The 22,898-nt window shown below is 69.1% G+C and carries 23 protein-coding genes; 9 read left to right on the forward strand and 14 right to left on the reverse strand.

Annotated elements, in window-relative coordinates; translation table 11 throughout:
• Positions 1–73 precede the first annotated feature (73 nt).
• The gene (locus VGT00_00295) at positions 74–598 is read left to right on the forward strand and encodes a gamma carbonic anhydrase family protein (protein ID HEV8529837.1); all 525 of its coding nucleotides are present in this window, start codon (positions 74–76) and stop codon (positions 596–598) included.
• A gap of 2 nt (positions 599–600) precedes the next feature.
• Positions 601–1,329, forward strand: coding sequence for a monofunctional biosynthetic peptidoglycan transglycosylase (gene mtgA, locus VGT00_00300; GenBank protein ID HEV8529838.1), 729 nt, complete (start codon positions 601–603; stop codon positions 1,327–1,329).
• Between the two features lie 562 nt (positions 1,330–1,891).
• Here the strand turns inward: mtgA and VGT00_00305 are convergent.
• The 13 genes from VGT00_00305 to VGT00_00365 all read right to left on the reverse strand — a co-directional run bounded on the left by VGT00_00305 (position 1,892) and on the right by VGT00_00365 (position 14,058).
• Positions 1,892–3,100, reverse strand: a complete 1,209-nt coding sequence (locus tag VGT00_00305; protein HEV8529839.1) for a CoA transferase — start codon at positions 3,098–3,100, stop codon at positions 1,892–1,894.
• 2 nt (positions 3,101–3,102) lie between these two features.
• Positions 3,103–4,173: an LLM class flavin-dependent oxidoreductase gene (locus tag VGT00_00310; protein HEV8529840.1), complete on the reverse strand. Its 1,071-nt coding sequence runs from the start codon at positions 4,171–4,173 to the stop codon at positions 3,103–3,105.
• Positions 4,170–4,985 carry an SDR family oxidoreductase gene (locus VGT00_00315; GenBank protein HEV8529841.1) on the reverse strand — a complete coding sequence of 272 codons (816 nt, stop codon included), beginning with the start codon at positions 4,983–4,985 and terminating at the stop codon, positions 4,170–4,172. Before VGT00_00315 ends, VGT00_00310 begins: the two co-directional genes overlap by 4 nt.
• A 72-nt stretch (positions 4,986–5,057) precedes the next feature.
• The gene (locus VGT00_00320; GenBank protein ID HEV8529842.1) at positions 5,058–6,449 is read right to left on the reverse strand and encodes a CoA transferase; all 1,392 of its coding nucleotides are present in this window, start codon (positions 6,447–6,449) and stop codon (positions 5,058–5,060) included.
• A gap of 75 nt (positions 6,450–6,524) precedes the next feature.
• Entirely contained in the window at positions 6,525–7,406 is an 882-nt protein-coding gene (locus VGT00_00325) for an EamA family transporter (protein ID HEV8529843.1), read from the reverse strand.
• Positions 7,407–7,431: 25 nt separating this feature from the next.
• Positions 7,432–8,067: a LysE family translocator gene (locus VGT00_00330; protein ID HEV8529844.1), complete on the reverse strand. Its 636-nt coding sequence runs from the start codon at positions 8,065–8,067 to the stop codon at positions 7,432–7,434.
• Between the two features lie 135 nt (positions 8,068–8,202).
• On the reverse strand, positions 8,203–8,838 hold the full coding sequence (locus VGT00_00335) for a hypothetical protein (protein ID HEV8529845.1): 636 nt from the start codon (positions 8,836–8,838) through the stop codon (positions 8,203–8,205).
• 216 nt (positions 8,839–9,054) lie between these two features.
• The gene (locus VGT00_00340; GenBank protein HEV8529846.1) at positions 9,055–9,849 is read right to left on the reverse strand and encodes an enoyl-CoA hydratase-related protein; all 795 of its coding nucleotides are present in this window, start codon (positions 9,847–9,849) and stop codon (positions 9,055–9,057) included.
• Positions 9,850–9,857: 8 nt separating this feature from the next.
• Positions 9,858–10,844: a 2-oxoglutarate and iron-dependent oxygenase domain-containing protein gene (locus VGT00_00345; GenBank protein HEV8529847.1), complete on the reverse strand. Its 987-nt coding sequence runs from the start codon at positions 10,842–10,844 to the stop codon at positions 9,858–9,860.
• Positions 10,844–12,037 (reverse strand): acyl-CoA dehydrogenase family protein, encoded by a 1,194-nt coding sequence (locus tag VGT00_00350; protein ID HEV8529848.1) that lies wholly within the window; start codon positions 12,035–12,037, stop codon positions 10,844–10,846. Before VGT00_00350 ends, VGT00_00345 begins: the two co-directional genes overlap by 1 nt.
• Positions 12,038–12,055: 18 nt before the next feature.
• Positions 12,056–12,367: a DUF4864 domain-containing protein gene (locus VGT00_00355; GenBank protein ID HEV8529849.1), complete on the reverse strand. Its 312-nt coding sequence runs from the start codon at positions 12,365–12,367 to the stop codon at positions 12,056–12,058.
• A gap of 203 nt (positions 12,368–12,570) precedes the next feature.
• Positions 12,571–13,368 (reverse strand): SDR family NAD(P)-dependent oxidoreductase, encoded by a 798-nt coding sequence (locus VGT00_00360; protein HEV8529850.1) that lies wholly within the window; start codon positions 13,366–13,368, stop codon positions 12,571–12,573.
• Positions 13,369–13,431: 63 nt separating this feature from the next.
• Entirely contained in the window at positions 13,432–14,058 is a 627-nt protein-coding gene (locus tag VGT00_00365; protein ID HEV8529851.1) for an enolase C-terminal domain-like protein, read from the reverse strand.
• A gap of 293 nt (positions 14,059–14,351) precedes the next feature.
• On the opposite strand from VGT00_00365, the gene VGT00_00370 reads away from it, so the two are divergent.
• The 5 genes from VGT00_00370 to VGT00_00390 all read left to right on the forward strand — a co-directional run bounded on the left by VGT00_00370 (position 14,352) and on the right by VGT00_00390 (position 19,007).
• The gene (locus tag VGT00_00370) at positions 14,352–15,629 is read left to right on the forward strand and encodes an ABC transporter substrate-binding protein (protein ID HEV8529852.1); all 1,278 of its coding nucleotides are present in this window, start codon (positions 14,352–14,354) and stop codon (positions 15,627–15,629) included.
• Between the two features lie 69 nt (positions 15,630–15,698).
• On the forward strand, positions 15,699–16,613 hold the full coding sequence (locus VGT00_00375; GenBank protein ID HEV8529853.1) for a branched-chain amino acid ABC transporter permease: 915 nt from the start codon (positions 15,699–15,701) through the stop codon (positions 16,611–16,613).
• A gap of 5 nt (positions 16,614–16,618) precedes the next feature.
• Positions 16,619–17,554 (forward strand): branched-chain amino acid ABC transporter permease, encoded by a 936-nt coding sequence (locus VGT00_00380; GenBank protein ID HEV8529854.1) that lies wholly within the window; start codon positions 16,619–16,621, stop codon positions 17,552–17,554.
• On the forward strand, positions 17,524–18,297 hold the full coding sequence (locus VGT00_00385; protein HEV8529855.1) for an ABC transporter ATP-binding protein: 774 nt from the start codon (positions 17,524–17,526) through the stop codon (positions 18,295–18,297). The genes VGT00_00380 and VGT00_00385 overlap by 31 nt, the downstream gene beginning before the upstream one ends.
• The gene (locus tag VGT00_00390) at positions 18,297–19,007 is read left to right on the forward strand and encodes an ABC transporter ATP-binding protein (GenBank protein HEV8529856.1); all 711 of its coding nucleotides are present in this window, start codon (positions 18,297–18,299) and stop codon (positions 19,005–19,007) included. Before VGT00_00385 ends, VGT00_00390 begins: the two co-directional genes overlap by 1 nt.
• Positions 19,008–19,194: 187 nt before the next feature.
• Here the strand turns inward: VGT00_00390 and VGT00_00395 are convergent, their stop codons facing one another.
• On the reverse strand, positions 19,195–20,091 hold the full coding sequence (locus VGT00_00395; protein ID HEV8529857.1) for an N-acetylmuramic acid 6-phosphate etherase: 897 nt from the start codon (positions 20,089–20,091) through the stop codon (positions 19,195–19,197).
• Between the two features lie 31 nt (positions 20,092–20,122).
• Here VGT00_00395 and VGT00_00400 point away from each other — a divergent pair, with 31 nt between their 5' ends.
• Together VGT00_00400 and nagZ are read left to right on the forward strand one after the other, a co-directional pair.
• On the forward strand, positions 20,123–21,295 hold the full coding sequence (locus VGT00_00400) for a DUF1343 domain-containing protein (GenBank protein ID HEV8529858.1): 1,173 nt from the start codon (positions 20,123–20,125) through the stop codon (positions 21,293–21,295).
• Complete coding sequence (gene nagZ / locus VGT00_00405; GenBank protein HEV8529859.1) at positions 21,292–22,836, forward strand: beta-N-acetylhexosaminidase; 1,545 nt, start codon at positions 21,292–21,294, stop codon at positions 22,834–22,836. Before VGT00_00400 ends, nagZ begins: the two co-directional genes overlap by 4 nt.
• Positions 22,837–22,898 lie beyond the last annotated feature (62 nt).

The following is a 22,898-nucleotide window of genomic DNA, read 5'->3' on the forward strand; positions in this document are numbered from 1 at the left end:
CTACACCCGCCCCCTTGCCCTGTCCATCGATGCTGGGTGTAATGGAGCACGGAACGACACGAAAGGAGACCCTATGCCGCTCTTCGCCTTCGAAGGCAAGTCACCGCGCGTGCATCCGACCGCGTTCATCGCCCCCACCGCCGTCCTCATCGGGGACGTCATCGTCGAGGAGAATGCCTCGGTGTGGTACAACGCCGTCGTCCGTGCCGACTTCTCGCCCATCATCATCCGCCGCGGCGCCAACGTCCAGGACTGCGCGGTCATCCACGTCACCCCGGCCGGCGGCACCGATGTCGGCGCGGGGGCGACCGTCGGTCATCTCTGTCTGGTCCACCAGGCCACCCTCGGAGAGGAATGCCTGGTCGGCAATGGCTCGACGGTGCTCGACGGCGTGAAGATCGGCGTGCGCGCCATGATCGGCGCGGGCTCGCTCGTCACGCCCGGCACCGAGATCCCCGACGGCGTGCTCGCCCTGGGCTCCCCCTGCAAGGTCAGGGGCCCGCTCGCGGGGACGCCCGCCGAGCGCTGGGTGGCCATGAACCCGAAGGGCTACCAGGCGCTTGCCCAGCGGCATCGCGTCGGCGTCTCGCCGGCCTGAAGGTGGCCCGGCGCTCCCTTCTCGGGAGGCTCTGGCGCCGCTTCTTACTGCTGGGCGTCCTCGCGCTCGGAGCGTTGCTGGCATGGGAGGCCGTGACGTGGCCCGACGTCAAGGCGCTCGCCACCCGGGCGCCCGCGACCACCGCCTTCATCGAGCGCTACAAGGAGCGCGAGCGCCAGGCGGGACGACCGCCGCGCGTCGCCTATCGCTTCACGCCCTATGCGGCGCTCTCCCCTCACGTCAAGCGCGCGGTCCTCGTCGCCGAGGACATCAACTTCTTCTCCCATGGCGGCTTCGACTGGGGCGAGATCCGAAGCGCCGTCGAGGAGGCCCTCGACGACAAGAAGGAGGCGGCGCGCGGGGCCTCCACCATCACCCAGCAGCTCGCCAAGAATCTGTGGCTGTCGCCGAGCCGCCACCCGCTCCGCAAGGTGAAGGAGGCGATCCTTACTTGGCAGCTCGAGCGCTCGCTGTCCAAGCGGCGCATCTTGGAGCTTTATCTGAACGTGGTGGAGTTCGGGCCGGGCATCTACGGCGTGGGTCCTGCCGCCGAGAGGTATTTCGGAAAGCCCGCGGCCGATCTCGACGAGGACGAGGCGGCACTGCTCGCCGCCTCGCTTCCCCGACCCTCGCAATGGCATCCCGGGATCACGAGCCGCGCCTATCAGCGCTATGTGGTGTCCATCCGCTCGCGCATGGGCAAGGCCGAGTTCCTCTGGAAGCAGATCTAGAGAGCTCATGAGGGATGGAACTTCCTGAGATCCTCTAGACGAGTCTCGTGAGTCTGATCGTTTCGCTCACCACCGAGGGGCCGCGCGCGAAATGTTGGATTGTGAGACCTGACCCCGATCACATCATCGGTGACATGGACCACTGACTCCCCTCGCCGCGGGCCTTCGCACGCGATTGTCCGCAGCGGCGCGGATCCCACGCTTTTCCGCTTGACAGCCCTGGCCGGGTGACTCGGTCATGCGGCGGCAGCCCTCGGAAAGAGCCGGCCCAGCGGCCCGCACACGGCCGCCGCTGCGCAAACGGGCGGGACCGGATCAAAAACCATTGCTCGTCGGAAAATCACTCGTCCCTGACGACGCGCAGGGCCTTCGTGTCACCGCGCGGACGGGGTGTGCTACCTGGCTCGGGGAGCGCCTGAATGTGGTTTGGGCGATCGACGTGTTGCATCCTCTGGCGGTGAGCGCGAGACCTTGCCTAGCTGAGACACCAACCCAAAGCTCCGTCGGGGTGTCCGCTCCAACAGGCGGCAGCCCGAAGGCGCCATCATAGAGATTCACGAGACTAGCCGCCGATGATGCCGCGCTCGCGCAGGGCCTGGATCGCCGCGTCGTCGTGGCCGAGCGAGCGCAGCACCTCGTCCGTGTGCTCGCCCAGTCGCGGCGCGCGCCTCGGCGTGGCCTTGGTCTCTCCCGTCATGGCGATGGGGCTCGACACGGTGCGGAGCCCCGGCACGCCCGCGTCGTCGAACGGCACGATCACCCCGGCCGCCGTCATCTGCTGATCGCGGGTGGCATCAGCCACGGTCGCGATCGCCCCGAAGGTCAGGCCCTGGGCGTCCAGGCGCGCGCGCCATTCTTCCCAGTCCCGCTCGGCGAAGACCGCATCCAGGATGGCGATGAGCGCTTGAGAATTGGCCCGACGGTCGCTCTGCCGCTTGAAGCGAGGATCCTCGCGGAGGTCCGGACGCTCGATGGCCCGAGAGAACGGCTCCCACGCCTTGTCCTCGGCGAGCAAGGACAGCACGAACCAGCGACCGTCGCGACAGCGGTACATGCTGGTCAGCGCGTTCAAGCCGCGCTCGCGCGGCAGCGGCTCGGCGAAGGCGGCCCCGCACAGGGCCGCCTGGATGAGGAAGCTGTTGGTCCAGGCGCCATTGGCCATGAGGGAGGTCGAGACCTTGGAGCCGCGGCCCATGCGCTCCCGCTGATAGAGCGCCATCATGATGGCGCCGAAGACAGCCATGGCGGTCGGATAGTCGCCCATGCCCGGCATCGACCGGGCGGGGGCGGCGCCCACGGCGCGCACGCGATCCATGAGCCCGGTGCGGGCCCACCACGCGTTGAGATCGAAGCCCGTCTTGCTCGCCTCCGCCCCCGCCTCGCCGTAGGCGGTGAGCGAGGCGAAGACGAGACGCGGATTCTCGGCGCTGACGTCCTCCCAGGTGAGCTTGAGCCGGGCCAGCCGGTCCGGCACGAAGTTCGTGACGAGGACGTCGGAGCGCCGCACGAGAGCGAGCAGGATGTCGCGCCCCTCGCGGGTGGTCAGGTCGAGGGCGACGCTGCGCTTGTTCCTCGAGGCGAGGAGCCACGCGTACTCGATGTCACTCCGGGGAATGCCGGGCAGGTCCTGGAGCTTGCGGTACGTGTCGCCACCCTCGGGCGCCTCGATCTTGATGACGTCGGCGCCGAAATCGGACATGACGGTGGCCGCCGCGGGCCCCGCCAGCCAGGTGCCGACGTCGAGGACCTTGAGGCCGCCGAGGACGGACACGATCAGCGCGCGTCGCGCGCGCTCGGCGCCAGGGCCGCGCGCACGCGAGGCAGCACCTCGCGAGCCACCCGCGCGGTGTAGCCGCGCTCGGGATCTTGCGGCACCGGCGGGTCGGGGATGGGGTGCAGCACCACGTAGTCGAACTCCACCTGCGCTTCGCGAAGCACCTCCACGAGCTGATCCGCCACCTCGATCGGCCCGCCGCGCAGGCTGAAGGCGTCGGCGGCGCTCGTCTGCAAGAAATCGACGACGCGCCCGCTCGCCTCGAGATCCGCCGCGTGATGGAAATCCGGCCAGACCTTGTGCTGATGCTTCAAGGTCTCGGGCTCCGGCCCCGACCACGTGAGCCCGGGCGGGTCGAAGAGCCGGGGCGAGTACTCGTAGTAGCCGGCCGCCATGGACTTGGCCATGGTCACGGCGCGGCTCGGCTCATCGAGGAGCACGGTGTGAAAGATGGCGGCCAGCCCGACGCGGGCCGGATCGCGACCGGCTTCCGCCGCGCCCGCCCGGATGGCGTCGACGGCCGCGCGGATGTTCGCCGGGTGAGTCCCCACACGGATGAACACGCCGTCGGCCACCCGGCCCGCCATGCGCAGGGTGCGCGGGCCACCCGCGGCGATCCAGATGGGCACCGGCCGATGATGCGGGAGCCGCGCGGGCCGGTCGGCGCCGACCTCGACCGACTCGCCGTCCAGCAATGCGCGCATGAGGCGCGTGCTCTCCTCCAGATCCTTGACGCGGGCGGGCTTGAGCCCCGCCAGCCTCACGGCCGTGTCGCCCACGCCCCAGCCGAGGAGAACCCGGCCGGGCGCCAACTCGTCGATGGTGGCGATCGAGGACGCGGTCACCGACGGGTGCCGGTTCACGGGATTGGCGAGGAGCGGACCCAGCATGATCGTCGTCGTCGCCCGCGCGGCCGCGGCGAGGAGCACGTAGGTGTCGCGCCGGCGGAGCTGGGAGTCGGGCTGGAACGCCGCGTCCCACCCGAGCATCTCCGCGCGCCGGACATCCGCGGCCAGCGTGTCCACGGAGCGGGAGTCGAAGCGGTTCAGCCCGAAGCGGGGAACCTTCATGCCTGGCTCTCCCGCGCGGGCCCGACCAGCGTGGCGCCGCCGTCCACGACCAGGGTATGGCCCGTGATGTAGCTCGCGTAGTCCGAGAGGAGAAAGCGCACGGCGTGGCCGATGTTCCAGCCGGTCCCCTCGATGCCCAGGACGGAGGCGCGGCGGCGCTGGTCGCGGGCGGCCGGGGTCATGCCCCGCTCGTAGACCATCGGCGTGTAGACCGGTCCCGGGGCCACGCAGTTCACGCGGATGCCGTCCTTGCCGTGATCGACGGCCATGGCGCGCGTGAGCGCGATCACCGCGCCCTTGGACACGGTGTAGACCGTGAGTCCCCGCGGCCGCAGCGCCGAGATCGACGACACGTTGACGATGGCTCCGCCGCCCCCACGGATCATGGCAGGGATGGCGTGCTTGGCGGCCAGGAACATGGTCTCGACGTTGACCTGCATGACACGGCGCCAGTTCTCCTGGGTCTCGTCGAGGACGGATCCCCGGCTGCCGATCCCGACATTGTTGTCGAGGAAGTCGAGGCGCCCGAAGCGATCGAGCGCGGTCTTGACCATGCCCGCGCAGTCCTCGGCGCGGGTGACATCCGCCTGGAAGGCGACGCCCTCGCCCCCCTGCTCCTTGATCATGGCAGCCGTCTGCTCGGCAAGCTCGATCTCGCGATCCACCACGATGACCCGCGCGCCCGCCTTAGCCAGCAGGATGGCAGCGGCGCGGCCATTACCGATACCCGTCCGCGCCGCTCCCGCGCCCGTCACGATGGCGACTTTCCCGCTCAGTCCCCAGTCATCCGGCACATCGAAGCTCGAGGCCATGGACTCCCTCGCGACTATCTAGAAGTTTCGGCGGTTCGAGTAGCTCTACGACCTGGGTCTCATCTCCGAGGCTCAGGCGGGCCAGGCGGCGGCGTGCGTGCCGAGGGGCACGGTGGGGCGAGACCAGAAGGCGGGCGTCTCCGAGAGTCGCGCGGCGGGCTGGACGTGGCGGAGCCGGCCGAAGGGCGTGTCCATGTCCGCGATGAGGTCCTGGACGGCCTCCAGCGAGAGATCCTGGGTGCGCCGGCCTTCCACGCGGCCGAGGGCGTCGACCCAGCGCCCCGTCTGGGCCAGCGACACGCGGACCAGATAGCTCCCGCCCTCGCGCGCGCGGCGAGCGAGCGCGATCAGCGCCCCGAGCGCGGCGAGGTATCCCGTACCGTGGTCCACGACCTGAGCGGGCAGGTGCTGAGGCCCATCGGCGCCGACCGCGAACCCGTGCTCGTGCGCCATTCCGCTGACGGACTGGATGATGGTCTCGAATCCCCGGCGCTCGCGCCATGGGCCGGTGTGGCCGAAGGCGGAGAGGGTGACACAAACGATGCCCGGGCGAATCTTTGCCAGCTCCTCGGGGGCGAGGCCGAGGCGGGCGAGCGCTCCCGGACGATAGGACTGGCAGAAGACGTCGGCCTCCCGGACGAGGCCGCGAAGCGTCTCGGCGGCCGCGGGCTGACGCAGGTCGAGCGAGGCCGAGAGCTTGCCCAGCCCGGTGTCGATCACGAGCCCCGGCAGATTCGGCAGGTGGGGGGCGGAAACGAGCAGCACGTCGGCGCCGTAGGCGGCGAGGGTGCGGCCGCCCACGGGTCCCGCGATGACGCGCGTGAGATCGAGCACGCGGAGGCCCGAGAGCGCGCGCGGTCCCGAGCCCGCGGGCTCGGGCGGGGCCTCGCCGATCTTCTCGATCTCCAGGAGGGGAAGCGCGGCCACGGCGAGCCCCTGGGGATGCGCGTGCCATTCCGCGCGCGAGCGCACCATGCCGGTAGGGAGCCCCGCGGAGGCGAAGGCATTCTCGAGATCGCCCGCGGTCCACTTGGCCACCGCGTCCTCGACGCTCTCCCGCGTGCCCTCGCAGCCCAGCAGCTTGAGGGCCCCCTCGCGATGGTGCGGCATGTTGGAGTGGATCTGGATCCACCGCCCGTCTCCCGCCTGATAGAAGCCGAAGATGGGATCGCGCCGATGGATGTCCGGCTGGCTCTCCGCGCGCAGGTAGCGCTCGCTCCTGAACGCGGCGACCGCCGCGCGCAGATCCACCGCCACCGACTGCCCGCGCCCCGTCCGCAGCCGCCAGATCTCGGTGGCGGCGAGCGCGGTGGCGGCGATCACTGCGGAGGCTGCGGTACCGATCTTGAAATTGGTGGGCAGGATAGGATCGGCGCCCGTCAGCGTCACGCGGTCGAGCGCGGCGGGGTCGCCGCCCGCCAGGTCCCACAGCTTCTGCAGGGCGATGAAGCCGTCAGTCGTCATGGTGTGGCCATAGTGTAGTCGAAGTTCGTCCGCTGTTGGACGGCGACAGCATGGTGCGCAGATCCTCTCCCCGATTCATCCGGGAATGGCCGTGACCCGCGACCAGCGAGTCACGGGCAGCACGATCACGGCAATGCCGAGCAGCACCAGGGCCATCCCGCTCAGCCGCAGCGGGCCGAAGCGCTCCCCGAACACCAGAGACGACGAATACGAAGCGACGAAGGGCGCGAGGAGGGCGAACGGCGTCACCGTCGCCGCGGGATAGCGGCGCAGCAGCAAGCCCCAGAGGGCATAGGCGAAGACCGTGGCCACGACACCGAGGTAGAGGACGGCGGCCATCCCGAGCCACGAGGCGGAGGCGATCGCGCGGCCGAGATCCGTGGGACCGTCGAGCACCATGGACAGGGCAAGGGAGGGAAGCGGCGGCACGAGACTGAGCCAGACCATGAGATTCAGCATCTCCACGGGGGGCAGCCGCTTCACGAGCACGTTGCCGATGGCCCAGCTGATGGCGGAGACCGTGGTCAGGCCCAGGCCGAGGGCGGTGAGATCGCCACCGACCGTCGCCGCGATGAGGGCGAGCCCCGCGAACGCCGTGGCCGTCCCGGCAACCTGCCTCCGGGTCGGGCGCTCACGCAGGACCAGCGCCGCGAAGAGGATGGTGAACAAGGCCTGGGTCTGGACGACGATCGCGGCCAGTCCCGGCGGCATGCCGTAGGCGATGCCGAAGAACTGGAAGAGGAATTGCCCCGCGAAGAGGGTGAGCCCGATCGTGCCGAGGAGCGGCCAGGAGACGGGAGGGCGCGCGAGGAACAGGGCGGGCAGCGAGGCGATGACGAATCGAAGGGCGGCCAGCTCAGGCGGCGAAAAGGAGGCGAGCCCGATCTTGGTCGCGATGAAGGCAACGCCCCAGATCACGACGACAAGGACGGCGAGGAAGACATCGGCGGGCGTCACGCTCGAGGGCGCCCGGGCGGTCCGCCTACTTCCGGTGGCTGCTCGAGAATGCCGCGGCCACGCCGAGCCCGATGTACATGCTCCCGGAGACCCAGCGCTCGCTCCTCACGAACCGCGGATTGCCGCGCAGCCACTGCGCCGCCGTCCCCGCCCCCACCGCGTAGAGACCGTCGGTGATCACGCCCAGCCCGACGAAGAGCAGCCCGAGGCCAAGGATCTGAGCGCCCACATCGCCGCGGGCGGTGATGACGAACTGAGGCAGGAAGGCGAGGAAGAACAGCGCCGTCTTCGGGTTGAGCACGTTGACGACGACGCCGTCCAGAAATGCGCGGCGCAGGCGAGGCCGCTCGGGGCGCGGGGACGCGACGCTCGTCGTCCGGTCGAGCAGCCGGCGCACGCCGAGGAAGATGAGATAGGTCGCCCCGAGGTACTTGACCACGCTGAAGGCCATGGCGGAGGCGGCGAGCAAGGCGGAGAGCCCCGCCGCCGCCGCGGCGACATGCACGAGGGTGCCCGCGTGGACTCCCAGCATGGATACGAGCCCGGCCCGGCGGCCCTGGTCTATGCTGCGCGCCACGATGTAGAGCACGGCGGGGCCGGGCGTGAGCAGCAGCACCAGGGCCGCGGCGATGAAGAGGCCGAGGCTGGCGAACTCGGGCAGCGCGATCACGGGCTCTTGAGCCGCATGTCTGCCTTCATCGCCCGCGCCATTGCTCTCGCGACCATGGCGCCGATCCTGCCAGAGGGGCGGCAGCAGGTCAAACCTGAGGCACTCCTGACCGGCCGGGCCGGCATGTCAGAAGTCCTCGCTCACGCGATCGATGTCCTGGACGGTGGAGAGGGAGTGATAGAGGGCGCTCCGCGGGTTGTCGTTGACGAGATGGCGGTAGTAGAGGAGCCCCACCGTCTTGGCCACGACCTTGCGCAAGCGCAGCCGGAGGAGGAAGGGGTCAGGTGGCTCTCCATACCACGTGGGGTCCAGCCGCGCCGTCGAGATGACGCCCACGCGCCACTCGCGCCAGGCCCAGGCATAGGCCCACTCCAGCTTCCGCGGGTACATGTCGAGCGTGGTGAACCCGATGATCACGTTGCGGGGATCGGCGGCGAGCTGCGAGTTCGCCCTTCTCATGAAATCCAGAAGCTCCTCGCTGATGACCTGGCGCCGTGCTGGATCGACGGTGTGCGGCGGCAAGGGGCGGGCAGGCAGGACCTCCAGCTGGAGACCGTGGATGTAGAAATAGTGGTCGGTGATCTCCGCGACCCTCGAGACCGGGAAGTCTCCGAAGGCCTGGAGATAGACGTGCTCGGGCTTGCCCGGCGGCCCTTGCCGCGGGCGATCCGGGGAGGACACCAACGGGCCTGGGGCTATCCCCAGGCTCAAGGCCAGGCCGGCCCCGACGAGGACGAGCCGGAGGAGGACCCTGACTCTCACTCCGCTGATCCGGTCGCAAGTCAAACTGCTAGGACTCCGTCCAAGCAATTTCATGCCCTCGCGAGCAGGCATATTCCGCTTCGAGCGCCGGCTTCGCCGGCGCAGTTCTCGGATTGCTCGCCTCCGACGGCGGGGCCCCAGCCCCACGACGCCCTGGGGCTCGCCCTGCGTCGGGGGGAGGCTTCGGAAGGGGGGCGGAGCTCCCCTCCGAGCTACCTAGCGCCCGGTGAACTTTGGCGCGCGCTTGTCCTTGAAGGCCTGCACGCCTTCCTTGTGGTCGGCCGTCTGGCGCACCAGCCCCATGTGGGAGGAGACGAGATCGAGGTGCGTGCGCAGATCGAGCCGCATCGACTGATAGACCAGCCGCTTGATCATTCGAATGGGAATCTGCGGCCCCTCGGCGATCTGATGGGCCAGGGCGTACGTCTCCTCCGCGAGCTTGTCCGCGGGCACCACGCGGTTGACGATGCCCAGCTCGAGCGCCTTGGGCGCCTCGATGAAGTCCGCCGTCCAGAGCAGCTCCAGGGCCTTGGCGGTGCCGGTGAGCCGCGGGAGGAAATAGGTGTCGCCGTCGCCGGGGACGAGCCCTACCCGCACGTAGCCCGTCGAGAACCGCGCGGTGTCGGCGGCGATGCGGAGATCGCACATCACCGACATGCCCATGCCCGCCCCCACCGCCACCCCGTTGATCATGGCAATGACGGGCTTGTCCATCTGCTCCAGCGTCTTGGGCACGCGGTGAATGCCCTCCCAGAGCTGGTTCTTGTTGTCCAGCGCGGTGGGATCCCCCTGGCCCATGCGGCCGACGTCGCCGCCTGCGCAGAAGGCCTTGCCCGCGCCCGTGACGATCACCACGTTCACGTCGGGATCGCGCTGGGCCTCCCCGAGGGCCCAGACCCAGCGATCCAGCATCGGCCCCGTGAAGGCATTCATCTTGTCCGGCCGGTTCAGCGTGAGCGTGGCGATCTTGTCCTTGATCTCGTAGAGCAGCTCGTCGGTGTCCGGTGCCATGTCTCTCCTCAGGGGGCGACGGTGGTCGCGGCAAATTTGCGGTTGCGATGCTCGCCCGAGGTGACGGGCGGGTGCTTGGCGGGATTCCCTGGACCCTGGCAGCTCGGGAGGCACTCGATCAGCGCATCGTAGTTGGGCTGGTGGAAGAAGGCGAGGGAGAGTCGCCCCGTGCCGAGCGTCGCGTCACGCGGCGGATTCACCACTCGGTGCAGCGTGGAGATCCACCGGTCGTTGGTCCAGTGCATCATGAGGTCGCCGATGTTCACGACGAAGGCGTCGGACACCGCCTCCACGTCCAGCCACCGTCCCTGGCGCGTCCTGACCTGAAGCCCGCCCGGGGCGTCCTCGATCTTGAGGATGGTCATGGTGCCGTAGTCGGTGTGCTCACCCGCCCGGAGCTGGCCCGGCAGCGGGGCATCGTGCTGATCGGGATAGTGAATGGCGCGGACGCGGCTCGCGTGCTTGTCGATCTTGTCCGCGAAGAAATCCTCCGGCACGTCGAGGGCGACCGCGAACACGCGCATGAGGTCGGCGGCCAGCCGCTCCATCTGGCGGTAGTACGCGCGCCAGATCCTCGGCAGCTCGGCCGGACGGTCGGGCCAGACGTTCGGGACGAAATGCGGCGCGCCCTCGCGCCCGCGGAAATAGGGCGTGTCCGGCACGTCCATGGGCCCCTCGTACAGGCCCTCCTTGACGTCGGCGGGCGCCGCCTTGCCCAGCCCGTAGGACAGCGCCTCCTCGCCCAGTGCCCCGTAGCCGCGGCTCCTGTCCTGGCCCCGCGCCCTCATCTTCTCCGGGAGCGGCAGCTCGAAGAAGCGCCTGGAGACGTCGTACATGTCGGCCACGAGTTCCGCCGGGACAGCGTGGCCGCGCACGATGAGAAAGCCCAGCTCCTCGCAGGCGCGATTGACCTCGGCCGCGACCCGGCGCTTCCCATCGGGCGCCCCCGCGAGAAATGGCGCGACGTCGATGACGGGAACTTCGCGGAGCGTCATCAGTCCTTGGGAAGGCCGAGGACGCGCTCGCCCAGAATGTTGCGCAGGATCTCCGAGGTGCCGGCGCGGATCCCGCTCCCGCGGGCAAGGAGGGTGTAGAACTCCCACTGCCCGTGGTCGGGCGCGAGCGGGCTCGGATCGGCGATCTGCGAGTACGGGCCGAGCATCTCGCTCGCCACGTCGGCCAGCTCCTGGTCGACCTGGCTCCAGAAGAGCTTGGAGGTCGAGCCCTCGGGTCCCGGGTGCCCGCCCTGGAGAATCCTGGTCAGGCTCCGATAGCCGTCGAGCTGGAGGCACCGCTCGGCGACCTGCAGCCCCGCGATCTTCTGGCGCAGCACGGGATCCTTCGAGGCGGGCCGACCCTGCTTCATGGTCCGCTTGGACAGCGCGACCAGGCGTTCGAGGGCGGTGCGCAAGCTGATGTGGCGGATCATGGTCAGCACGTCGCGCTCGTGGGCCAGGGTGGTGATGGCCACGCCCCAGCCCTCGTTGACCTTGCCCACGACATTGGCGGCGGGCACGCGGACATTCTCGAGGAAGACCTCGTTGAACTCGGCCTCGCCCGTGATCTGCCGCAGGGGCCGTATGGTGAGGCCGGGGGTCTTCATGTCGACGAGGATGAAGGTGATGCCCTTGTGCTTGGCGGCGTGGGGATCCGTCCGCACGAGGAAGAAGCCCCAGTCGGCCACATGCGCCATGCTCGTCCACACCTTCTGGCCATCGAGCACGTACGCATCGCCGTCGAGCACCGCGCGAGTCTGGAGATTGGCGAGGTCGCTGCCCGCGTTGGGCTCGGAGAAGCCCTGGCACCAGAGCTCGTCGGCATTCAGGATCTTGCCGAGGTGCCGGGCCTGCTGAGCGGGCGTGCCATGGCTCATCAGGGTGGGCCCGAGCATGGAGATACCGCCGCGATTCACCGGCTGAGGCGCCTCGGCACGCGACATCTCTTCGTAGAGAATGATCTGCTCCATGATCGAGGTGCCGCGCCCGCCGTACTCGGCCGGCCAGTCGATGCCGACATAGCCCGCCTTGTGGAGCACCCGCTGCCATTCGCGCAGCCGGTCGACCTCTCCGCGATCGGCCCGCGAGGCGGCGAAGGCGCGGCCCTTGAGGTCGGCGGGGACGTTCTCGGCCAGCCAGGCACGGGCCTCCGCGCGGAATCGCTGCTGCTCGGGGGTGAAGTCGAAGTCCATGGCATCCTCTCGGGCGCGCTAGACCTGGCCGGGATCGGGCCTGGACCTGACGCCGTTGATTTTCCACTGGCCGTTCTGCAAGACCAGCTCGTAGAGCGCCTCGATGCTCTTGCCATTTGACCCGCGGATCTTGAGCATCACGTAGACCGTCCCATCTGGGGCAAGGATGGACTGCGCGACGGTCGCGGAAGTGGAGCGCGCGATCTCTGGATAGCCGCCCCTGACCATCTGCTCGAAGGCCTCCCGGTCGAATTGCTCCTTGATCTCCGCCGAGGCGAACGTGTACGCGGTGTCGAAGTCGCCGCGCCGGAAGGCCTCGAGCTGCTTCATGGGCGGCTCCATAGCCTCCTTGGGCGCGGGCTTGGCCTGCTGAGCGAGCGCGGGAGCGACCGCTGAAAGTGCCACAGCCAGGGCGACGAGAATGGCCCAGATGCAAGGCGGCGACTGAGCGACGACGGAGGCGTACGTGTTTGTACGCCGCAGGGAGGAGCAAGGGAGCCAACGCCGCAGATGGGCCATTATCGGCGTCCTGGTCAATGCATCACCGAGCCGCCATCCACGTTGAGGGCCTGGCCGGTGATGTTGCGCGCTTCATCGGAGGCGAGGAAGGTGGCGGCCCAGCCGATGTCCTCCGGCGTCTGCTCGCGCTTGAGGGGGATGATGTCGGCGATGCGCTTGTCGAAGACCTGGCGGGCTGTCATTCCCTTGAAGGCGGGATTGGTGTCGGCGAGGTACTGGGCCAGCTTCTCCCAGAAGGCCGTCCACAGCACGCCCGGGCATATGGCGTTGACGGTGATGCCGTGTACCGCCAGCTCCTTGGCGAGCACCCGCGTGAAGGTGATGACCCCGCCCTTGGCCACGGAGTAGGGCGGCATGGTCGGGGCGGCCAGGGGCCCCGCGATGGACGCTATGTTAATGATGCGGCCCGCCTTCCTCTCGATGAAGTAGGGGGCGATCTCCTTGCACATCAAGAAGACGGACTTGAGATTGACCGCATAGGTCTTGTCCCAGTCTTCTTCCGTATTGTTCGTGAACGGCATGCCCGGAGCCGATGCCATGCCGGCGTTGTTCACGAGGATGTCGATCCGGCCGAGCACCTTCTTGACGCCGTCGAGCGAGGCCTTGACGTCGGCGGCCTTGGTCACGTCGCAGCGCATGGCCAGCGCTTTCCGCCCCAGCTTCTCGACTTCCTTGACCACGGCGTGCGCATTGCCGTCCTGAATGTCAGGAATGGCGATGTCGGCGCCTTCCTGGGCCATGCAAAGGGCGATCCCCCGTCCGATGCCGGCGCCGCCGCCCGTTACCACTGCCACCTTGCCCTCGAGCCTCATCGCCTCGTCTCTCTCTCCTCTATCCCTCTCCCCTCGGGGCGAGGGCAGGTTGAGGGGTGGAGCTCATGAAACCTGATAGCGCTCCAGCAGCGAGCGATCCACCTCGAGGCCGAGCCCCGGCCGCTGAGGGACTTCGATGATATCACCGGCCCGCTCGAGCGGCTCGGTGGTCAGGCGCTCGCGGAAGGGGTTGGGCGTCCTGTCGAGCTCGAACCAGAGCTCGGCGGGAACCACCGCGAACGGATTGGGGGGCAGCGAGGCCGCCCACTGCACGCTCGCATGCAAGCCGACCGCGCTCCCCCACACGTGTGGGTAGATGGTGACGCCCCAGGTATTGGCGAGGGCCCCGATGCGCAGGGCCTCCGTGAAGCCGCCGCCGCCGCAGATGTCCGGCTGGAGAATGTCGACGCAGCGCCGCGAGACGAGCGCGCGGAAGCCGAACCGCGCGTACTCGGCCTCGCCCCCCGAGATCGGCATGCCCAGCGCCTGCTTAACTTGAAGATATCCCTCGAGATCCTCGGGCACCACCGGCTCCTCGAACCACGCGCCCCAGCCGGACCGCCCGTCATCGGCCACGAGCTCCACCAGCATGGCCGTGCGGATGCCCACCCGCGCTTGAGAGAATGAGAATGCTTCCGCCGGGGTGAGCTCGGTCCTCAGCTGATACGTGCGCACGCGCTCGATCTTCATGGCGAGAGGCATTCTGTGGTCGCGCGCCCTCGGATGCAACTGGCCCTGTCTTCCCCCGCCACGGGCTGTCCCGAGGGGTCAAGACCGGCGTGCTCGGATGGAGCCCCGCCGGTGGCGCGGCGGCTGGGTCGACCCGCCCGCAAGGTCAAGTGACCTTCGACGGCATGGCGCGGCGCGCGGCTTGACAAGCCCGGGGCTGGCGGCGCAGAGTCTTCCCCACTTTCCAACCTTCGTCTTCGTCGTCGGCGGGCATCGGCAGGGACGACACGCCGCCGGGCACAAGGAGGCGGGCCATGAGAATCGATCGACGGACCGCAATCGCCGGAACCATTCTCCTGAGCGTGTCCCTTGCCCTGGGGGCCCCGCTCGCACCCACGCGCGCGCAGGGTAAACCCATCCGGATCGGCGAAATCAACTCGTACAGCGGTGTCGCCACCGTCTTCACCTTCCCGTACAAGGAAGGGCTGGCCATGGCCACCAAGGAGATCAACGACGCCGGCGGCGTGCTGGGACGGCCGCTCGAGTTCATCCACCGCGACGACAAGCTCAAGCCCGACGAGGCGGTCAAGGCCGCGCGCGAGCTGGTGCTCCAGGAAAAAGTGGACTTCCTCGCCGGCTGCATCACCAGCGCGGTGGGGTTGGCCATCTCCGCCTACGCGAAGGACGCCAAGGTCCTCTACTTCGCCACTCACTGCCAGACCTCGCGCTTGACCTGGGACGAGGGGCACCGGTACGTCGCCCACACTACCAACAACGTGAACCAGTACGCGCGGGTGGTCGCGAAGAAGGCGGCGGCCTTCCCGTACAAGAAGTGGGCACACATCTCACCCGACTACGAGTACGGTCAGAACCTCTGGGAGGAGTTCTGGGCGTACCTGAAGCATCTCAAGCCCGATGTTCAGGTGGTCCAGCAGAACTGGCCGAAGCTCGGCGAGACCGACCATAGCTCCTACATCACCGCCCTGCTTCAGTCGGGCGCGGAGGCTTTCTTCAGTGGGTTGTGGGGCGCTCAGGAGATCGCCTTCGTGAAGCAGGCCCGGCCCTTCGCGCTCGTGGAAAAGGTCCATTACTTCACTCCCGCCATCGGTACCCCCGACGAGCTGGACCCGCTCGGCAAGGAGGCGCCGGTCGGCGCCATCACCACGACCTTCCCCTGGTACGACGAGGGGGTGCTGAAGCGGCACCCCAAGTTCACCGAGTGGAACAAGAAGTACACGGAGTGGGCGAAGGCCCACGGCATGAAAGACCCCCAGCCCAAGCTGGGCGCCTCGTGGGGCTACGCGAGCGCCTACATCATCGCCGAGGCCATCAAGCGGGCGAAGTCGACGGACACCGACAAGGTCATCGCCGTGCTCAGCGAGGGGTTCGAGATGGAGTTCCCGTGGGGCAAGGTGATCATGCGGGGCTGTGACCAGCAGGCGATCGCGCCGCAATTCGGGGGCGTCGTGAAGATGGGCAAGGAGGGCAAGCCGATCGTCGCCGACATCGAGGAGTTCCACGGCAAGGACATTGTCAAGAGCTGCGACGAGGTAGCGAAGCTCCGGGCGGCCGCCGCCGAGAAGAAGAAGTAGGCGGGGGCTCTCCGGGCCGGGGTCGCGGCCGCGCGGCCCCGGCCCACGCCTCAACGCCCGCAGCCGAGCATGGATTTCATCACGAGCCTTTTCCCCTGGATCACCAACGGTCCGCTCGTTCTCGTCCAGGTGATGAGCGGGCTCAGCGTCGGCATGTTCCTGTTCCTGGTCTCCGTCGGCATGTCCTTGATCTTCGGCGTGACGCGCATCGTGAACCTCGCCCATGGGAGCTTCTACATGGTGAGCGCCTACCTCATGGTGACGCTCATCGAGGTGATGCCCGAGCATCCCGTGAGCTTCTGGATCGCCCTCCTCCTCGCCCCGGTCGGCGTGGGGATCCTGGGTGGGGTCATCGAGGTCACGCTGCTCCGCCGGATCTACCGCCGCGACCCGATGATGCAGCTCATCCTCACCTTCGGGCTGATCCTCGTCATCGGAACGCTCGTCCTTCTCGTCTGGGGCCCCGACAACAAGAGCGTCCCCCGCCCGGACGCGCTCGCGGGCTCCGTGCGCATCTTCGGCCAGCCGTTCCCGTCGTACTACCTGCTCGTCCTGGGCTTGTCCCCGCTCGTCGCGGTCGGGCTCTGGCTTCTCTTCTATCGCACGCGCTGGGGTATGCTCGTCCGCGCCGCTACCGTCGACCGGGAGATGCTCGGCGCACTCGGCGTGGACGTCTCGAAGCTCTACACCGAGGTCTTCGTGTTCGGGAGCTGGCTGGCGGGGCTGGGCGGGGCGCTCGCGGCGCCGACGGTGGCGGTGGCCCTCGGGATGGACGGCGACGTCCTCATCAATGCCTTCGTCGTCGTCGTGATCGGCGGGCTCGGGAGCTTCGCGGGCAGCCTGATCAGCGCGCTCCTGGTTGGCGAGCTCCAGTCCTTCGGCATCCTGATCTTCCCGGCCGTCTCGATTGTCCTGCTCTTCGCAATAATGGCCGTCGTCCTGATCGTGAGGCCGTGGGGACTCCTCGGCCATCCGGAGGAGTGACGACCGTGGGACGCCGCACCGCCGTCTGGGGGATCGCCCTCGCCGCCGCCCTCGCCCTGCCGCTCGTCCTGTCGACCTTCTTCATCGTGCTCCTGATCGAGATCGCGGTGGTCGCGCTCTTCGCCACCGCGTTCAACCTCCTGATGGGCTTCGGCGGCATGGTGTCCTTTGGCCACGCCGCCTACTTCGCGCTCGGCGCCTACGCCGCGGCGCTGCTGGCGCAGAAGGCCGGGTGGCCGATGCTGGCCGCCCTCGCCGCGGCGCCGCTGGTGGCCGCGCTGGGCGCCTTCGTCTTCGGCTTCTTCATCGTGCGGCTGACCCATACCTATTTCGCGATGCTGTCCCTCGCCTTCGGACAGATCGTCTACACCGTCATCTTCAAGTGGACCAGCCTGACCGGCGGCGACAACGGCCTGCTGAACGTGTGGCCGCCCACCTTCCTGCGATCGCAGACCGCCTACTACTACTTCACACTGCTCATCATCGGTACCTCCTTCCTCGGCCTCTACGCCATCGTGAACTCGCCCTTCGGCTATGCCCTCAAGGCCATCCGGGAGAACCCCCGGCGCGCCCGCTTCATCGGAGTCAACGTCCGACGCCACCAGCTCTACGCCTTCGTCCTCTCCGGCTTCTTCTCGGGCATCGCCGGAGGCGTCTTCGCCTTCCACAACGGAAGCGTCTTCCCGGACTTCGCGTTCTTCACCAAGTCGTTCGAGCCGCTGGTGGTCGTCTTGCTGGGCGGCGTGCAGTCCTTCTACGGCCCCCTGGCCGGCGCGTTCGGGTTCAAGCTCCTCGAGTGGCTCATCTCGAAGTGGGCGCCGATCTACTGGCCGCTCTTCCTGGGCGCCATCGTCATCGCGGTGGTCGTGCTGCTCCCCCAAGGATTCGTCGGGCTGCTCGAGAGACGTGCGTGGCGACCACGGCCGACGATCGCGAAGTAGTCCTCGAGACGCGCGCGCTGAAGAAGCACTTCGGCGGCGTCCAGGCCGTCTGCGACGTCGACCTCCTGATCCCGCGGGGCGATCTCCGAGCGATCATCGGGCCGAACGGAGCGGGGAAGACGACCCTCTTCAACCTGATCACCGGCGACATCCGCCACGACTCGGGTCTCGTCTATTTCGGCGGAGAGGAGATCAGTGCCCTGCCTCCCCACGAGGTGTGCCGCCGAGGGATCGGTCGCACCTTCCAGATCACGAGCGTCTTCCGGCGCCTGACCGTGCTCGAGAACGTGCAGACCGCGCTGCTCTCCCACCATCGCCGGCACTACAACCTCATGGCCCGCGCGGCGCGACTGTATCGGGATGGCGCGCTCGCGATCCTCGAGCGCGTCGGGCTCAGGGACCAGGCGCCCAAGCCGAGCGGGATCCTGTCCCACGGCGATCAGCGCCGGCTCGAACTGGCCATCGCGCTGGCCAGCGAACCCCGGCTGCTCATGCTGGACGAGCCGACCGCGGGCATGGCCCCGCGGGAACGCCACCAGCTCATGGCGCTGGTGGCGCGCATCGCCGCCGACACCGGGCTGACGGTGCTCTTCACCGAGCACGACATGGACGTGGTCTTCGCCGTCGCCCGCCGGATCACCGTCATGCATCAGGGGGCCGTGGTCGCCGAGGGAGCGCCCCAGGAGATCCGTCTCGATCCACAGGTCCAGCGCATTTACCTCGGCTACACGAAGGCTCACTGATGGCGCTCCTCGAGGTCGACCACGTCGACACGTTCTACGGCGACAGCCACATCCTCGTCGATCTCTCCCTCGAGGTCGCCGAGGGCGAGGTCGTGTGTCTCCTCGGCCGGAACGGCGCCGGCAAGTCCACGACCCTCAAGAGCATCATCGGGCTGGCGCCGCCCCGGTCGGGCCACATCCGGCTGCGCGGCCACGACGTGTGCGGGCTGCCTCCTTTCCGGGTGGCCCGACGGGGACTCGGCTACGTGCCGGAGGACCGGCGCGTCTTCCCGAACTTGACCGTGCGCGAGAACCTCGAAGTGGCGCGGAAGACGTGGGGAAGCGCGGCCCCGAATCTCTGGACCGCGGAGCGGGTCTTCGAGCTCTTCCCGCACCTCAAGGAACGGCGACACCAGCGCGCGGGTCATCTCTCCGGCGGTGAGCAGCAGATGCTGACGATCGCCCGCACCCTCATGGGAAGCCCCGAGGTTCTGCTCTTGGACGAGCCGTCCGAAGGCCTGGCCCCGCTCGTCGTCGAGACGCTCGAGGAGCAGCTTCGTCGTCTGAAGGGGGCCGGCCTGACCATGATGCTCACCGAGCAGAACGTCCGCTTCGTCTCCGCCCTCGGTGACCGCGTCTACATCCTCGAGAAGGGCACGGTGCGCTACGAGGGCGTGATGTCCGAGTTCCTCGCGAGCGACGACGTGCGCCGCGCCTACCTCGCCGTGTAGTTACCTCGAAGCCCTACGGGCAGCCGGTCTGGAGCTGCTGGCTTCCATCCGCGGGCCCGTGCGTTATCAGGAGGGACTCGAGCGCCTGCAGCTGAGCCAGCGTCTTGCTACCACGGGGGTGCTTGGCCAGCTCGGCTGCATTGCCGTGAAGCGAGGAATTGCTCGGGAGCCCGAGATACCGTGACGCTCAGATTCCCGCTGCCGGCCCCAGGAAGCCCCGCGCGTCGCGCAGTCGGCGGCGCGCCTGGGCAACCGTCATGCGCCGGCGGGCCATCACGACGGCGACCTTGACGCTCCCTCCCGCCGGGCCGAGAAGACGCATCGCTCGCGCCGGGCTGACCCCGCCCAGCTCGCTCACCAACGTGACGGCCCGGGCCCGCAGCTTCGCCGAGCGCGGCTGGAGATCCACCATGCGGTTGCCGTGGACCTTGCCCAGCCGCGTGAAGGCAGCGGTGGTCAGCGTGTTGAGGGTGAGCTTGGTCGCGGTGCCGGCCTTGAGACGCGTGGAGCCGGCGAGGACCTCGGGCCCGACGCGGAGCGCGATCACAATGCGCGCGGCGCCGCGCGGCACCGCGGGATTGCAGGTGACGAGGATGGTGAGGGCGCCGCGGCGGCGCCCTTCGGTGAGTCCGGCCCGGACAAAGGGCGTGACGCCGCTGGCCGCGATGCCGACCACGGCATCCTCGCTCCGGGCGAGACGCCGGACGGCGCGAGCGCCCGCCGCCGCGTCGTCCTCGGCGCCCTCCACCGATCTGAACACCGCCGGCCGGCCGCCGGCCATCAGGGCCTGGACCTGGGCGGGGCGAATATTAAAGGTAGGGGGACACTCGGCAGCCTCCAGGACCCCGAGCCGCCCGCTCGTTCCCGCCCCGAGGAAGATGAGCCGGCCCCCGGCCTTCAGGCGCTCGACGATGCCGGTCACCGCCTTGCCAATGGCCGGCGTCGCGCGTCCGACCGCACGCACCGCTCCCGCGTCCGCTCGATTCATCAACCGCGCGATGGCCGCTGCGCTCAGCCTGTCGAGCCGCCCGCTCCGGGGATTCCTGCGCTCCGTGGGCAGCCGGTCGTAGCGAATCCTCGCCATGGTCCCGAAGCCTACCCTACTATGGAGGGCGATGACCGCCGTCCTCTCGGGTCTGGACGTCCTGCTCGGGCGCCTCCGGACTCTCCTCGGTGGACAATCCGTCGGCCTGCTCTGCCACTCCGCCTCCGTGACGGCCGACCTGACCCCCGCCGCCGAGGCGCTCATGCGCGTCAAGGGGGTGAAGCTCCGTCGCCTCTTCGCGCCCGAGCACGGCATCACGGGCGCCGCGCAAGACCTCGTGCTCGTCGGCCACGAGCGAGATCCGCTGACCGGGCTGCCCGTCATGAGCCTCTACGGCAAGCGCCTCGATCCCGAGCCGCGCGCGCTCGACGGGCTCGACGCGCTGGTCATCGATCTCCAGGACGTGGGCGCGCGCTACTACACCTACAACTGGACCATGGCCCTCGCCATGCAGGCCGCCGCCCGCGTGAATCTCCCCGTCATCGTGCTGGATCGTCCGAATCCCCTCGGCGGCGAGCGGCTCGAGGGCAATTGGCCCGTGGCGGGCTGGCGCTCCTTCGTCGGGCTCTACCCTCTTCCCATCCGACACGGCATGACTATGGGCGAGCTGGCCGGATATCTGAACGATACGCACGCCCTCGGCTGCGATCTGACCGTGGTGCCCATGCTGGGCTGGAAGCGGGGCATGGTGTGGGAGGACACCGGGCTGCCGTGGGTGGCGCCCTCGCCGAATATGCCGACGCCGGACACGGCCCGCGTCTATCCCGGCGGCTGCCTCATCGAGGGCACGAATCTCTCGGAGGGCCGCGGCACCACGCGGCCCTTCGAGTGGATCGGCGCGCCCTATCTGGATGGCCCACGACTCGCGCGGGCCCTCGAGCGTCGCGGGTTGCCCGGCGTGCGCTTCCGCCCCGTGGGCTTCGAGCCGGCCTTTCACAAGTGGAAGGGGCAGCGCTGCGGCGGGCTCCAGGTCCACGTCACCGACGCCGCTCGCTTCAAGCCTTTTGCGACCTATGTCGCCCTCATCGCCGAGGCGCGCGGTCAGGCCCCGCGCCATTTCCGCTGGCGCAAGCCGCCCTATGAATTCGAGCGCGTGAGGCTGCCCATGGATCTGCTCTGCGGCGGCCCCGGAATACGGCGCGCTCTCGAGCGCGGGGTGCCCCTCGCGCGTCTCGAGGCCTCCTGGCAGCCGGATCTTGTCCGGTTCGCCCGCGAGCGCCGGCCGTACCTGCTCTACTCATGAGCCTCGAGAAGCTGGTGGGGCGGAAGCTCATGTTCGGCCTGCCGGGGCCTGACCTCACAGACGAGGACATCCGACTTTTTCGCCTGACGGAGGCCGGGGGACTCATCCTCTATCGCCGCAACTTCGAGACGCCGGAGCGCCTCGCCCGTCTGCTCGACCGCCTCGAGGAGGCGCTGGGCCGGCGCCTCCTCGTGGCCACGGATCACGAGGGCGGGCGCATCATCATGCTGGGGCGCGGCGTGACCATCTTCCCCGACGCGCTCGCGGTGGGGACGGCCGGAGAGCTTGGCTTCGCCCATCGTCAGGGTCTCCTCGAGGGACGCGAGCTGCGACGGCTTGGCGTGGATCTCAACTTCGCCCCCGTGCTCGACGTGCTCACCGAGCGCTACAGTCCGAACATCGGCATTCGCTCGTACGGCAAGGATCCCGAGCTGGTCTCGCGCTTCGGGGCCGCGCGCATCCGCGGGATGCAGGCGGCGGGCGTCTCGGCCTGCGCCAAGCACTTCCCGGGCAAGGGCCATGCCCCGATTGACGCCCATCTGGGCTTGCCGGTGATCGACTCGGACTGGAGCGAGATGCACGCGACACACCTGCCGCCTTTCCTCGCCGCCATGGAAGCCGACGTCGACGCGATCATGACCTCGCATCCGCTCTACCCGCGCCTGGATCCCGCCCCCCGCATGCCCGCGACGTTTTCGCGGCTCATCGTCGAGGAATACCTGCGCGGCGAGGTCGGCTACCGAGGGGTCATCGTGTCGGACGACCTCGAGATGGGCGCCATTGGCGAGCTCTGCCCCGTGGGCGAGGCCGCCGTCCGGGCCGCGGCGGCCGGACACGATCTCCTTCTGATCTGCCACACGCCCGCGCTCCAGTATGAAGCGCACCGCGCGCTGCTCGAGGCCGGTCGGGCATCGCGGCTGCCCCTGCGCGGCCTCGAGCAGAGCGCCGCGCGCATCGAGGCTCTCGCCGCCAAGCGGGCCGCTCGCTACCACGGCGGCTCCCCACGCCCCGAGCGCGACGGGGAGCCCCTGGCCAAGGCCCAGGCCACGCGCGCCGCGACCTGCGTGGCGCCCATCACGTCCGCCTTTCGTCGGGCCCTCAACGGCCGCGTGCTCGTGATCTTCCCTCGCCTCTCCGAGCTGGCGCCCCGGATCACCGTCGAGGACGTCATGCGAGAGGAGGCGCGCTTCGTGCGCGAGGCCCTTGCGCCTCACGGGGTCGAGCCGGAGGTGGAGGTCGTGGCCGTCGAGCCCGGCGAGCCCGAGATCGCGCGCGCGGCCGCGGCGGCCAGAGCCGCCGACGCCGTCATCGTCTTCCTCTACGATGCGCATCTTTATCCGTCGAATCGCGCGCTCCTCGACGCTCTCCAGGACGATGCGCCGGCCCTGGGGGTGGTGCTGATGCGCGATCCCTGGGACGCGGAGTGGCTCCGCCCCGGGGTGGCGGCGGTGACGGCCTACGGCTGGCGCCGCTGCCAGCTCGACGCGGCGCTCGCTCGCCTGCTCGCTCCCTCGCTGGAGAAGGCCCGAGGGTCGACCTGAGCATTTGACATCGCAGAAGGGCCGTGCGCATGTTAGCGCGTGGCCCAGCCCCCACCATCCCC

Source organism: Candidatus Methylomirabilota bacterium (assembly GCA_036002485.1).
Taxonomy (GTDB): domain Bacteria; phylum Methylomirabilota; class Methylomirabilia; order Rokubacteriales; family CSP1-6; genus AR37.